Origin of the sequence: Microcystis aeruginosa NIES-843 (genome assembly GCF_000010625.1) — a bacterium.
Lineage (GTDB): Bacteria > Cyanobacteriota > Cyanobacteriia > Cyanobacteriales > Microcystaceae > Microcystis > Microcystis aeruginosa.
Map to the genome: position 1 here is coordinate 2,564,085 of NC_010296.1, position 13,380 is coordinate 2,577,464.

At 42.1% G+C, this 13,380-nt stretch carries 11 protein-coding genes; 4 read left to right on the forward strand and 7 right to left on the reverse strand.

Annotated features, from left to right (window positions below; genetic code table 11):
* Nucleotides 1–87 precede the first annotated feature (87 nt).
* The 4 genes from hisC to MAE_RS29540 form a co-directional block, all read right to left on the reverse strand.
* A complete protein-coding gene (gene hisC / locus MAE_RS12290; RefSeq protein WP_012265860.1) occupies nt 88–1,134 on the reverse strand; it encodes a histidinol-phosphate transaminase in 1,047 nt (348 codons plus the stop codon).
* Between the two features lie 309 nt (nt 1,135–1,443).
* Nucleotides 1,444–2,664, reverse strand: a complete 1,221-nt coding sequence (gene ispG, locus MAE_RS12295; RefSeq protein WP_002798930.1) for a (E)-4-hydroxy-3-methylbut-2-enyl-diphosphate synthase — start codon at nt 2,662–2,664, stop codon at nt 1,444–1,446.
* 34 nt (nt 2,665–2,698) lie between these two features.
* A complete protein-coding gene (locus MAE_RS12300; RefSeq protein WP_012265861.1) occupies nt 2,699–3,613 on the reverse strand; it encodes an alpha/beta fold hydrolase in 915 nt (304 codons plus the stop codon).
* Nucleotides 3,614–3,772: 159 nt separating this feature from the next.
* Nucleotides 3,773–4,621: an IS630-like element ISMae21 family transposase gene (locus MAE_RS29540; protein WP_012264307.1), complete on the reverse strand. Its 849-nt coding sequence runs from the start codon at nt 4,619–4,621 to the stop codon at nt 3,773–3,775.
* Nucleotides 4,622–4,990: 369 nt separating this feature from the next.
* On the opposite strand from MAE_RS29540, the gene MAE_RS12310 reads away from it, so the two are divergent.
* Both MAE_RS12310 and lysS read left to right on the forward strand, forming a co-directional pair.
* Nucleotides 4,991–5,560: a TIGR04376 family protein gene (locus MAE_RS12310; RefSeq protein WP_002797241.1), complete on the forward strand. Its 570-nt coding sequence runs from the start codon at nt 4,991–4,993 to the stop codon at nt 5,558–5,560.
* A 275-nt stretch (nt 5,561–5,835) separates the two neighbouring features.
* A complete protein-coding gene (lysS, locus tag MAE_RS12315; RefSeq protein ID WP_002797240.1) occupies nt 5,836–7,557 on the forward strand; it encodes a lysine--tRNA ligase in 1,722 nt (573 codons plus the stop codon).
* A 190-nt stretch (nt 7,558–7,747) separates the two neighbouring features.
* On the opposite strand, the gene MAE_RS12320 is transcribed toward lysS, so the two are convergent.
* The 3 genes from MAE_RS12320 to MAE_RS12330 all read right to left on the reverse strand — a co-directional run bounded on the left by MAE_RS12320 (nt 7,748) and on the right by MAE_RS12330 (nt 11,180).
* Entirely contained in the window at nt 7,748–9,394 is a 1,647-nt protein-coding gene (locus MAE_RS12320; protein WP_012265863.1) for a DUF3685 domain-containing protein, read from the reverse strand.
* A gap of 58 nt (nt 9,395–9,452) precedes the next feature.
* A complete protein-coding gene (locus MAE_RS12325; protein ID WP_002798934.1) occupies nt 9,453–9,893 on the reverse strand; it encodes a Fur family transcriptional regulator in 441 nt (146 codons plus the stop codon).
* An 816-nt stretch (nt 9,894–10,709) separates the two neighbouring features.
* A complete protein-coding gene (locus tag MAE_RS12330) occupies nt 10,710–11,180 on the reverse strand; it encodes a DUF29 domain-containing protein (RefSeq protein WP_004158521.1) in 471 nt (156 codons plus the stop codon).
* 178 nt (nt 11,181–11,358) lie between these two features.
* Between MAE_RS12330 and MAE_RS12335 the strand changes: the two genes are divergently transcribed.
* Nucleotides 11,359–12,417: a DUF2157 domain-containing protein gene (locus MAE_RS12335; protein ID WP_012265865.1), complete on the forward strand. Its 1,059-nt coding sequence runs from the start codon at nt 11,359–11,361 to the stop codon at nt 12,415–12,417.
* 95 nt (nt 12,418–12,512) lie between these two features.
* Nucleotides 12,513–13,193: a two-component system response regulator RppA gene (gene rppA / locus MAE_RS12340; protein ID WP_012265866.1), complete on the forward strand. Its 681-nt coding sequence runs from the start codon at nt 12,513–12,515 to the stop codon at nt 13,191–13,193.
* Nucleotides 13,194–13,380 lie beyond the last annotated feature (187 nt).

A 13,380-nucleotide genomic window follows, 5' to 3' on the forward strand; every position in this document is an offset into this window, starting at 1 on the left:
CGCTGCTTTGTTCCGATCGATCTAGCCTTTTTTTTCAAGAAGTTATCAGGGTTTAAAGTGTTAATAAAACCTTGACGGAAATAGAGATTAATTTGTTCCCATAATCTCTTGAATAGCAGATAAAAGGCGATCAATCTCCCCATCGGTCCCGATAGAAATCCGCACATAATTCTGAATGCGAGGATGTTTAAAGTATCGCACTAATATCTGACGCTCTTTGAGTTGATTATATAACTCACTGGCACTAATCTGGGGGGGAGAAGCGAGGATAAAATTAGCTTCCGAGTCAAAAACAATAAATCCCAACTCGCGCAGAGAAGTAATTAAACGGCCGCGGGTTTGACGGACTTTTTGCCAAACTTGCTCAAAATAATTATGGTGTTTTAAAGCTGCTGTGGCTAAAGTTTGAGCGATGCGATCTAAATTATAGGAATCACGCACCTTATCCATCTGTTCGATAATGGCCCTGGAAGCAAACCCGAAACCGACTCTTAACCCCGCTAAACTATAACTTTTCGACATAGTGCGACTAATGATGACATTATCGTAACGGGAGAGAAAATCGAGATGATTGTCATCACTAAAATCCACATAAGCTTCATCAATTAATACCAATCCCGACGCATTAGCACAGGTTGCTTCTAAATAGTCGCGATCAAGATGTTTACCGAGGGGAGGATTAGGGGAAGCCAGAAAAATTAATTTAGCTTCCGGACAAATAATCGGTCCTTCCAATGCAAATTTATCATTAGTGGGAAATTCGATAATATTTGCCCCGTGTACCCGGGCAATTGTCTCGTAAAGGGAATAGGTTAAATCTAAAAAAGCGACGCTTTCGCAAGGGTTAACAAAAGTTCGCAGGGCGATATTGAGGATATCATCGGAGCCATTACCCGCGATTATCTGATCGGCTGCTATGCCGTATAATTCCGCCGCCGTTTGCCGTAACTCTTTGGAGATAGGATCGGGATAGAGTCGGACTTTCTCTAATTGCTCTTGCAAGTGGGCAAAAATTTCCGCCGGTGGGGGATAGGGATTCTCATTGGTGTTAAGTTTGGTAAATCCCGCGGTTTGGGGCTGTTCTCCCGGAGTGTAGGCGGGGGTTTGACGAACACAATCGCGTGTGGGTAGCATGAACTCTCTGGGGCGGCAATTTCTAGCAAGCTTTTTATTATAGCTGATTATCAGGGGTTGAATAGATGTCAACCCCTACCGGTAAAACTAATTAAGGTTGGCTGAATAAATCTAAAAACCTTGTTGGATAATATCTTTAGGCTTTTTTGAAATCAAAAAGTGCCAGCGATTGGAGTGATTGGGGGGAAAATTCAGGGACTTTTTCCCTAAAAATTAGGTAATTGACTCCCTGAAAATGGGTAAAACCCCACACCCCACACCCCACACCCCACACCCTGCCACCAGGAAAAACTTTTCAGCAAACCCTAATTAAGGTTCTACCCAACGGCCATCGGCTTTAATTAAATTAATCAACTCGCTTACACCTTCACTTTCGGGGACGCGTTTAATTTCCTCGCGACCGCGATAAAGGGAGATATAACCGGCCTGTTTCCCTACATAACCATAGTCTGCGTCGGCCATTTCTCCCGGTCCGTTGACAATACAACCCATAACGGCGATATCGAGTCCGGTGAGGTGTTGAGTCGCTGCGCGCACTTGCTGCAGGACATCTTCTAAATTAAAAAGAGTGCGACCACAGGAAGGACAGGCAACGTATTCGACCATGGTTTTCCGCAGTCCCAGGGCCTGGAGGATACTGTAACAGACGGGAATTTCCTTTTCGGGAGCTTCCGTCAGAGAAACGCGAATCGTATCACCGATACCGTCCGCTAAGAGAGTGGCAATCCCGGCAGTGGATTTAATTCGTCCGTATTCCCCATCTCCTGCTTCAGTAACACCCAAATGCAGGGGATAATCCATACCCAACTCGTCCATGCGCTTAACCATGAGACGATAGGCGGCTACCATAACTGGCACCCGGGAAGCTTTCAGGGAAACGACCAGATTGCGAAAATCGAGGGATTCGCAGATGCGGATAAATTCTAAAGCCGACTGTACCATTCCTTCGGGGGTGTCACCGTAGGTAAAGAGCATTCTTTCGGCCAGAGAACCGTGGTTAACGCCGATTCGCATCGCTTTATCTTGATCTCGCAGGGAAACTACTAAAGGTTTCAGAGTTTCGGCTATTTTTTCGCCAATTTCATCAAATTCTGCTTGACTATACTCGCTGCGGTCGGCTTTCGGTTTCTCGAAAACGTACAAACCGGGGTTAATCCGCACTTTATCGACGTGCTTGGCCACTTCTAGGGCGATTTTCATGCCGTTGTGATGTACATCGGCTACTAACGGCACAGGTTGATAGGTGGCGAGCAGTTTTTCCCTAATTTTAGCTAAAGCGGTGGCGTGAACCAGGCTCGGCACGGTGACGCGGACAATTTCACAGCCGATTTCATGGAGGCGACGGATACCTGCCACGGAACCATCTATATCAAGGGTATCCTCGTTAATCATCGACTGCACGACCACGGGATGACCACCACCGATGGTAACGCTACCTACCTGGACGGGACGGGTTTTGCGCCGGTGAATCGTGGTGTCGAATTCGGAGGCAGTTGCGGGAGGGTTGAGCGTCGATTCCAAGGTTTGCATAGGACTATCACCAACAATCACTCTCCCTATTCTCTCAAAGAACAGCAACAGATTCTAGCCACTCTAATAAAATTGGGTTAAAACGGTCAGGACATTCATCCTGTAAACAATGACCAGCCCGGTCAAATTCTACATATTTAATCCTAGGATTAAGGGAGACAAAACCCTGGGCTAACTGGACGGGAACCATGCGATCTTGCTTGCCCCAACACAATAAAATCGGGATTTCTAAACGTGGTAAAATTAACTTTGCCGGTGGACAATATTCGGGATGATTGACAGCTTGCGCTAGGGAAATAAACGCCTCGGCTGCCCCCTCATCTAGGGTTGGGGCGGCGATAATTTGTACTAATTCGTCGCTGACTGCTTTCTTGTCTTCGTAGGCGATTCCTGTCCATTTTTTCAAGACTTGCGGACGACGCAGATAGTAAAAAATCGGTTTTAATAGCCAAGGAGAAGTGAAAAAGTTTTCGATGGGAGTGACGATATTTAATAACCAATCGGCGATCATTTCCCGCCGACGGCTGACATCGGGTAAACTGAGCATAACTAATCCGGCTACCATTTCTGGGTATTTACCCGCTAGGGCCATACTAACTAAAGAACCGATCGAATTTCCCACTAATACCACCGGTCTATTCATAAAAGTTTGCCAGAAATCGTGTATTTGTTCCACCCAGAGATTAACGCTATAGGGAACCTGTACTTTGCGCGAACCACCAAAACCTAATAAATCTACTGCGTAAACTCGATGATTTTGGCTGAGGATAGGAATATTATGGCGCCAATGTTCGATCGCCGCTCCAAATCCATGCAGTAAAATTAAAGGGGGTTTATCGGCATCTTGGGGGTTTTTTGCCGGCATAAAACTATAACGAATCTGCCAACCGCGCCACACCCAATCCCGTTGATAACCGATGCGTTCTGTCCAAGCTGGTGAAGTTGTCACTTAAGTCAAACAATTAAGAGGTTTTCAGGAAATATTATTCTAGTTTGATTATACTGGTTTCCCCGTCCCTAACCGGCAGCCGAATAACATTTTTGTACTACTTTTCCCAAATATATTTAGGGTTTGCTGAATATAGTTATTTCAAATAAGAACGAGACACTAGGCGACACAATAAGTACGAATAATTTCATCAAGGGGTGTCCCCACAGGAGCATACATTCTTGCCCTCTTTAATGCACTAAAATCATGTTCGATATCATTTAAATCAGGAGAGTATTTTGGCAAAAACACGACCTGATGACCTGCTTCCTCTACCAGTTGTTTAATGACTGTCTTCCGATGAATTGGTGCATTATCCATAATTAATACTGATGTTATGGTTAGAGAGGGCAACAAATATAAAGATAACCACCCTTCAAAACCTTCGGCATTCAGGCTTCTCGTAAATACCATCGGTGCAATAAAGTCTTTTTTTCCCTTTCTTCTACCAGCGACAAGGTTCTCTCTTTTTCCTCGTTTTCCTTGTCTATCTCCAAAGACTTTCTTCCCTTTTTTTGACCAAGCATAAAAACAGGCTTGAAATTCTTCAAACCCTGACTCATCAATAAATACAAGGCTTTCACTTCCATATATTTTAATCAATTCTCTCAGCACTCTGTAGTATTTCATTCTTTCTTCTCGGTTTCTTTCTCTATAACGAAGTTCCTTCTTTTTTCTGGTAACTTTCATGTTTTTTAAGGCATAGCAAATGGCACTTGGTCTCACTCCAAATTTCTCGGCTCTGTCTCTTAATCTTGCCTCGGGATTTTCTTGGACATCTTTTGACAGTGCTTTCCAGTCCAGCTTTCTCTGACGGTGTTTTACCTTTGTTGCTTCCAGTTTTTCCCTACCTAGCCATCTATATATCGTCGCTCTTCCTATATTAAATAGAGCGGCGGCTTTGGTTATGCTTCCCCCATTCTCTACATAATCGATTACTTTTTTTCTCAAGTCTAGGCTATAAGACATTTTTCTGTATGGGTTGCTCGTTTCTCTTGATTTTACCTTATTTTTCCCTCGTCTCACACTTATTTGAAATGACTATAAATCTAAAAACCTTGTTGGGTAAACCTTTTAGACTTTTTGTCAATCAAAAAGTACCAGGCATGGGAGTGATCAGGGGGAAAATTCAGGTACTTTTTCCCTGAAAATTAGGTAATTGGCCACTTCAAAACCGGTAAAACCCCACACCCCACACCCCACACCCCACACCCTGTCACCACCGAAAAACTTTTTCAGCAGACCCTATTTAAATCTAGGGTTGATCTAGCCTATGCTAAAAAGAGGGGGACTAAAATCGCTCCTAGACTTTAATTGAAAAATTAGGATATTGCACAGATGGGCAATCTATTTGATGATGTCAGTCGCTTTCTTGAAACCCAACTGGAAGAATTTCTCAGAAGTCATCCCCAATTAGAATTACAGGCACTGGTAGAACAACTGCGCGAACAGGAGCGCGATACTGCTAAACTGATTAGCGCCCTAGAAAATGAGCGTCAACGTCTCGAACAGCAAATTTTGGCCACTGCCCAAGATATCCAAACTTGGCACGCTAGAATTGATAAGGCTAAGGCTGCTGGACGGCAGGACTTGCTGAAGGCTGCTAGTGAACGCGAGGCGGCCCTATTTCGTCAGGGTAATCAACTTTGGGGACGGATGGAAGGGGTGAAAAAACGTCTGAGTCAATCCCAAGAGTTACTGCAACAGGTCCAACAACGTCGTCAAGAAGTGCAAATTAAAGCCGAAAAAGCCCCTAAAAATCAGTCCCGTGACTGGGAAACCACTTTTTGGGATCAACCCCAAGAATCGGACTATCAGCGCTCGAACTACGATAATCTCGATCTAAAATTTAAAGAATGGGAAATGGAAGAAGAATTGAAAAAATTAAAGCGAGAAATGGGACGATAATTTTTCAGTGAGCAGTGAACAGTAAACAGTAAACTGATAAGTAGGTAGGTGTTAAAAATTGCCAGACACCCCCCTTATCAAGGGGGGATTAAGGGGGGATCGGCACCCCCCTTATCAAGGGGGGATCAAAGACAAAATCTATCTTCAATTTAATTGAAACCACTTACTTAACTGTTTACTGATAACTGATAACTGAAATCCCTAAAACCCTAAAACCCCAACACCCAACACCCAACACCTAAAAAATTCCCCAGAATTGTTCCTCTTAGAAAACGATGGCATCTCAAGCACAAAATCCTGAAAATCAACCCTCCTCTACCCTCGAAGAAATCCGGGACGCTCGTTTAGAAAAAGTGGCAGGATTGCAAAAAGCTGGCTTAAATCCCTACGCTTACCAGTGGAAATCTACCGCTCACGCTCAACAACTACAAGAGCAGTACGCTGACTTAGCACCGGGGGAAGAAATTAGCGCTGAAGTAGCAATTGCTGGTCGGATTATTGCCCGAAGAATTCTGGGTAAACTAGCCTTTTTTAACCTGCAAGATGAAACGGGAACGATTCAATTATACCTCGATAAAAAACGCATTAGTGAAACCATGGCCGCCGTGCCGAATGCCTTTAACACGGTGATTAAACTGACCGATACGGGGGATATTTTAGGAGCAAAAGGCACAATTAAACGCACAGAACGCGGGGAATTATCTATCTATGTAAACGAGTACGAAATTCTCACCAAATCCCTCTTACCTCTCCCGGATAAATGGCACGGTTTAACCGATGTAGAAAAACGTTATCGACAAAGATATGTGGATTTAATTGTTAATCCCGAAGTGCGACAAACTTTTCGCCGTCGCGCCCAAATTACCGCTGCCATTCGCAGATATTTAGACCAAGAAGGTTTTATTGAAATTGAAACTCCCGTGCTACAAAGTGAAGCGGGAGGAGCCGATGCTAGACCGTTTATCACCTATCATAATACGCTGGAGATGGAGTTATATCTCCGCATTGCCACCGAGTTACATCTAAAAAGATTAATAGTGGGTGGTTTTGAAAAAGTCTTCGAGTTAGGCAGAATTTTTCGCAATGAAGGGGTTTCTACTAAACATAACCCCGAGTTTACTTCCATCGAAATCTATCAGGCCTATGCCGATTATTATGACATGATGGAGTTAACCGAAAACATTATTGTTAACGCTGCACAAGATGTTTTAGGTACGCTGAAAATCACCTATCAAGACAGGGAAATTGACCTAACTCCTCCTTGGCGACGAGTGACTATGCACGAATTAGTCCAAGAAATAACTGGGGTTGACTTGAATAGTTTTGAGGATTTCGAGTCGGCTCGTATTGCCGCAGAAAATGCCGGCATTGGCGTTCCAGAGGACTGTAAAACCATCGGTAAGCTCTTAAATGAAGCTTTTGAGCAAAAAGTCGAAGAAACCCTAATACAGCCCACTTTTGTGCTAGATTTTCCCGTGGAAATTTCCCCTTTGGCTAAACCTCATCGCTCAAAAACTGACCTCGTGGAAAGATTTGAATTATATGTGGTTGGACGGGAATTAGCTAATAGTTTTTCTGAGTTAACCGATCCCATCGATCAACGGCAAAGATTAGAAGCACAGGCACTCAAAAAAGCGGCTGGAGATTTGGAAGCGCAGGGAGTTGATGAGGACTTTTTAACCGCTTTAGAATACGGAATGCCCCCCACGGGAGGCTTAGGAATTGGCATCGATCGCCTGATCATGTTATTAACCGATTCTGCCAGTATTCGCGATGTGATTGCTTTCCCCTTATTAAAAAGCCAAAGTACGGCGATTAAATCTTTTGACTACGATCAGGACAAAAAAATTCTGAAAGTGGAATTTAATCACGGTGGTATCTATCTTTATCATGATCTACCTTTGGCAGTATATAAAGATTTTCAGTCCGCACCATCGAAAGGACAGTTTTTTGTCGGACAAATTCGCGATAAATACAGTTTTGACAAGGAATTGTAAAAGTTAGGGTCACTTCAGTTAAGTAGATAGGTGTTAAAAGTTGTCAGACACCCCCCTTATCAAGGGGCAGGGTAGGGTTGATTCATGAATCAACCCTACTATGAATCAACCCTAGGGGCAGTGGGGATCAGAGGCAAAATCCATCTTCAATTTAATTATAACTACTTACTTATCAGTTATCAGTTATCATTCATGATCCCTTCTTACCTTTGACTTCCTGCCAAGTGTTACCAACTCCCTGTAAAACCCCGCGAACTACTAAACCAATACCGCGACCGATAACTTGGATAAGAATATAGACTACTCCCTTACCCACCACCCGAAAAAAAGCGCGTAAACGAGGAGATAAAGAGTCTCTTAATTCTAAGGCGATCGAAACTAACCAGGGTATGCCTGTTAAACTATTTAATTCTTCCTGTCGAGGGGAATAAATGGCTAGAGATTGGATTTCTCCCTCGCTATAGTGAAATAATTGATATTGACTTTCAAATATATCTTTGGGGTCTTGCCAGTATTGTTGCCGTCGGTATTTCCAAGATAATTCATTGCGGATTTTAGCTAATTTTCTGGCGATGAGAAATTCTGACCGGTAAAGTTTTTGTTTGACTCTTTCGGATTCCGAGAAGTTATTGAGAATAATTACCGTCACTGCATTGGCAATATTATGAATGAGATTTTGCAGGAGAATTTCGGCTCTGGCGATAGTTTCAGGAGCATTAGCTCGGTATCCTACTCCGTCAATAGTTAAACTATTTTCGTACACTAAATAGGAAAATAAGTCAAGAGTAAAAGGAATTTTATTGAGGATTTCTGTTTGAATTGCCTCTCTTTCTTCCAGAATAATTTCGTTAAGTCTACCTTTACTAATTTCATCATAAACCGAGGCATTAATTTCTAAAAATTTACGGGTAACTTTCTCCCAGATATCGTAAATAATCAGATTTAAGCGACTGGTTAATTCCCCGCTGCTAATCTGTAAATATCTCATTTCATCGACATTTTTACGAATTTCATCGAGAACTAAATACAATAATTCCCGTTGCCGATTATCCAGTAAAACATCAATTTCAAAACTAATCTTTGTTCTATTAATTAAAGGCGATCGAATGACCGCTAAAGTGGACTCAAAAACCGCCGAAACACACAGGGGACGCTCGCGGCTTAAAATTGGTAATTCCCGATCGATATTGTTAATTATTATCGGAGGTGTCGCTGAAGGTGAATTGTAATAGCTACCTTCCAGGGGAATTAGTTTTCTCACTAGCCATAGGGCTGCTAAAAGTTCTCGTTTTCTCCCCTGCCAATAAAAGCGATCAAAGCCGGATAAAGACTGTTGATTGAGGTGGAGATCAATTAAATGTAATTCACTTTCGATGCGATTTAATCCCGTTTTTCCGGCAGTGATTAACCAATGGCTAGGAGCTAAACTTGGACGGGTAGCAATGGTGAGAGCAGAAGGGGCAACATCGTGGGTTTCATCCCGGGAAATTTGTCCTAAAATAGTGATAAATTGCTCTAGGTTTGTGCCTTTGGGAATATAACCGGCGATGCCTAATTCTCTGGCGATTAGTTGCTGTCGGGAATCGAGAGGAAAGGTTAATAGAACAATTTTACTTTCGGGATAGCGAGAGTGGAGAATTTCACAGTAAGACCAATCAAAGAGAGGATCGATAAGGATAATTTCGGGGGCCGGATTAAGAGTCAAAGCGAAAATTGTTTCTAAATCCCCTTCGGTGACGATACTAATATTTTCTATCTGCGACAAGGCCTGCACCAGACCCAAGCGGAAAATCGGGTCATTATCGATGATAATTAAGGTGAGAGGGCGATCGATCACAAGAGTTGCAGCCTGTCAACGGATACTATTCACAGGGTCAATTATACAGTTATCTGGCTCATTTGTTTTGTTTATAGCCATAGAAATCGATGCGATAATCGGTAATTTTTACCCCCGTTGATGCCTCGACCTGTTTAATTAATTCTGGGGGAAGTTCGATATGCACATCGATGATTTGTTGGCTGTCCAGACAATTGACGTGACTGTGGGAATCGCTGATGTTACCGTAGAGTCTGCCGTCCCAGCGTTCCACAGATTCGATAATGCCTTGACCCGATAGGGCCTCTAGGTTTTGGTACACTGAGGTATGACCGATGTTCTTTCCTTGCAGATTGAGACGATCATAAATTTCTCTCGCTGATAGGTGTTCCTGCGCTTGCCACAGCAATTCTAAAATATAGCGACGCTGACGACTAACCCGCATTCCTAAAGTTTGACACCTTTCGATCGCATCTTCTAAACACCGGATCGGTTTTTGTTTTACCTCCAAATTGTCCATAGTTGTATCCGTTGACCTCCGCCCTAATACATAGTCATTACCAGTTTAGCTTAGTCTTTCGATCGATGTCCACATTGCCCCAGTTTTTATCGTTTTGGGGAGACAGGAGACAGTTATCAGTTATCAGTTATCAGTTATCAGTTATCAGTGGGTAAGTTATCAGTGGGTAAGTTAAGCTGTTGACTATCTAAATTACTTGTTAAGAGTGTATGGAAGCACCGGAGCAGGGAGCAGGGAGCAGGGAGAAGGAGTTCGAGCATTTGTACTACAATTCTCCCTAGGCAGTTTAAATGCAGTACAGCATACACAATTCTGGCTTTAAGTCAATAGCCTTTACAAAACTTCAAAAATTGCAACATAAAAAAATGTCACCACTAGCGGCTTTTTTTGGGCAAGAGAATCGATATAGTCCCCTGATTGCCTTGGTTTTCCGTTGATTTAAAGCTTAAAGGTTAAACTAAGCCAACAGCATACCACGATTATACCATATTATTAAATGTAGGCAACCCCGATTTACAGCCAAATTTTGGCAAATTCTGGGAAAATCAAAATCTTGTAACTTACTTGTTACATTGAACTAATCGCCCCAAATATTTAAATATTTTAATTATTTACCTTAAATTTATAATTTTTACTTATTCTTGAAAGCTGATTAACTAGGGTTGGGCAAAAAAGCTTGTAAGCTCTATTTAAAGTCAGTCGAATCGCTTAGTATCGGGAGACAGATGTGACTTGTATAGCTTCCCAGTTTTTGAGATTTGAAGACTTTTTAGAAGCATTTTGAATGGGTCTTAGCCGATGGATTAATATAAATTATCAGCCATAGAAATCTTCATCAAGAATCTGTTCTAAGGAAAAAGGGCAGTCTAAGGGATATGCTTCCTCTGGAGGAATCGCAATTCCAAAGTCAGCCAATTTACTTTCCTTGATGGCAATTTTGCGACCTTTAGGATAGGTTTTATCGATAGCGATTGCTAGATGAGATTTCAAAGAAGGGGTGTTTTCTAGTAAGGCGATAACTCGTTCCCTGTGTTCGACAATGGAGCTATACCAGCTAGATTTCATGCTTTCAGGGGCGGAGGATTGTACTTTTAATTTCAGTAAATGAGCCAGCAAAATCATTAAATTTCCTTCCAAGGCATTTTTATCTGATTTACCCAATTCTTTTAACTCCTCAACCAAATGAGATACATCTAATGCCTGAAAATCTCCTTGTTCTAACTGACCTATTGTTGTTATCAGCCATAATTGAAAATCTTGTTCATAGAGTTCTGATTTAGTTATCATAATTGCTTCGATAATAGTTAATCTAGACTGAATTATACTCTATTTTGCGGATTTCGGATGTTTCTAGCGGTAAATATTAAGTTTTACTACAGGATTTAACATCTGCGCCTATGCCCTATTCCCTTATCCTTAGGATAAGCGGTTAAAATACATCTTAGCTTAAGGACTAGAGAATATTATGAGACTAGAAAGAGAAGATTTTGATTGGGCAGTACAACAAAACCTAATTACTGCCAGCCAAGCTGAAAATTTATGGACGGCTTTTTTATCCCGTTATCCCCAAGAAGATGAAGTTAATCGCCCTCGCTTTAATTTTGCTAATGTAGCCTACTATTTTGGGGCGTTAATTGTCATCTCCGCCCTGGGGTGGTTTATGAACAAAGCTTGGGAGAGTTTCGGCGGTGCGGGACTATTTTTTATCGCCCTGTTTTATGCAATTTGTTTTATTTTCACCGGTAAAAATCTCTATTTTCAGCAAAATCTCAAAATCCCCGGCGGCCTTTTATTTACCATGGCAGTGGCAATGACTCCCTTAGCAATCTACGGTTTACAACGCTGGACAGGATACTGGCAAGCCGGAAATATGGCCATTTATCCAGATTTCTATACCTGGACTAAAGGCGGTTGGTTTTTAATGGAATTAGGCACGATTATCGCAGGATTAATAACTTTGCGATTTGTTAAATTTCCTTTTTTAACTGCACCCATTGCCTTTAGTCTGTGGTATATGTCAATGGACTTAACCCCTTTACTATTTGGAGAGAACGAATATACATGGAAAGTACGACTGTGGGTATCCTTTTGGTTTGGAATTGCCTGTTTAATAACTGCCTATTTAATTGATGTACGTCAGCGTCGCAGTCGGGGAGATTTTGCTTTTTGGCTGTACTTATTCGGATTAATTATGTTTTGGTTTAGTCTATCTCTCCTCATCGATGATAATGAAGCGCAACGATTTTTGTACTGTCTAATTAACTTGGGATTGATGTTATTATCCGTCCTGCTAAAAAGAAGATTATTTGTGGTTTTCGGAGGGATCGGAGTATTTGGCTATCTTTCCTATCTCTCCTATCGTCTCTTTGCCGATTCAATTTTTTTTCCCTTTGCCCTAACCGTCCTAGGACTTGGTATTATCTATATGGGAGTTTTATATCAGCGTCATTACCCAACCCTAGCTAGATTTATTGAAAGTTATATCCCTCTCGAATGGCGCAATTTATTACCCAAAGATCGATAATTAGGAGAAATGGGGATATGGGGAAATGGGGAGATTCAACTAAAAAACCCCAAAACCCCAACACCCCAACACCCGACACCATCTTTTTTACTTTTATGAAAATACTTATTGTTGACGATGAAAAAGAATTAACCGAACCCTTAGAACAAATTCTTGCTCAAGAAGGCTATGAAGTTGATATTGCTGATAATGGTCGGACGGGTTTAGAATTGGCACAAGAGAATAATTATGACCTCTTAATTCTCGATTGGATGTTACCCCAGCAATCCGGATTACAAATCTGTCAATATTTACGCAATCAAGGGGACACCACTCCCGTTTTGTTTCTAACCGCTAAGGATACCATAGACGATCGAGTGGCGGGATTAGATGCCGGTGCTGATGATTATTTAGTCAAACCCTTTCAACTGCGAGAATTATTAGCGAGAGTCCGCGCTTTATTGCGTCGTTCTCCCAATTTTGAAGCTAGTAATAGCAGTAAATTAAAATCTGCTGATTTAGAACTCGATAGCGAAAATCAAGTGGCCTATCGTCACGGTCGCACGATCAGTTTATCAGCAAAAGAAGTACAATTGTTGACTTTATTTATGACCCATCCTGGTCAACTTCTCACCCATGAACAAATTTATCAGCATCTCTGGTCAGAAGGAGAGCAACCTAATAGTAATGTGGTTCCTGCCCTGATGCGTTTGCTGCGTCGTAAAATCGAAGCGGCCGGAGAAACACCTCTAATTAATACTGTCTATGGGAAGGGCTACCGTTTCGGGGAAAATTAGGGAATGCTGAAAGATAATGAGAATAAGTAACTGGTTATAATTAAATTAAAAATGGATTTTAGGTTCGATCCCCCCTGCCCCCCTTAATAAGGGGGGTGCCGATAGGCGGGGGGATCCCCCCTTAATAAGGGGGGTGCCGATAGGCGGGGGGATCCCCCCTTAATCCCCCCTTAATAAGGGGGGTGTC

Coding starts and splice junctions, on each gene's coding strand:
- hisC (WP_012265860.1), bottom strand. CDS start 1,134: ATGCTACCCACACGCGATTGTGTTCGTCAAACCCCCGCCTACACTCCG.
- ispG (WP_002798930.1), bottom strand. CDS start 2,664: ATGCAAACCTTGGAATCGACGCTCAACCCTCCCGCAACTGCCTCCGAA.
- MAE_RS29540 (WP_012264307.1), bottom strand. CDS start 4,621: ATGTCTTATAGCCTAGACTTGAGAAAAAAAGTAATCGATTATGTAGAG.
- MAE_RS12310 (WP_002797241.1), top strand. CDS start 4,991: ATGGGCAATCTATTTGATGATGTCAGTCGCTTTCTTGAAACCCAACTG.
- lysS (WP_002797240.1), top strand. CDS start 5,836: ATGGCATCTCAAGCACAAAATCCTGAAAATCAACCCTCCTCTACCCTC.
- MAE_RS12325 (WP_002798934.1), bottom strand. CDS start 9,893: ATGGACAATTTGGAGGTAAAACAAAAACCGATCCGGTGTTTAGAAGAT.
- MAE_RS12330 (WP_004158521.1), bottom strand. CDS start 11,180: ATGATAACTAAATCAGAACTCTATGAACAAGATTTTCAATTATGGCTG.
- MAE_RS12335 (WP_012265865.1), top strand. CDS start 11,359: ATGAGACTAGAAAGAGAAGATTTTGATTGGGCAGTACAACAAAACCTA.
- rppA (WP_012265866.1), top strand. CDS start 12,513: ATGAAAATACTTATTGTTGACGATGAAAAAGAATTAACCGAACCCTTA.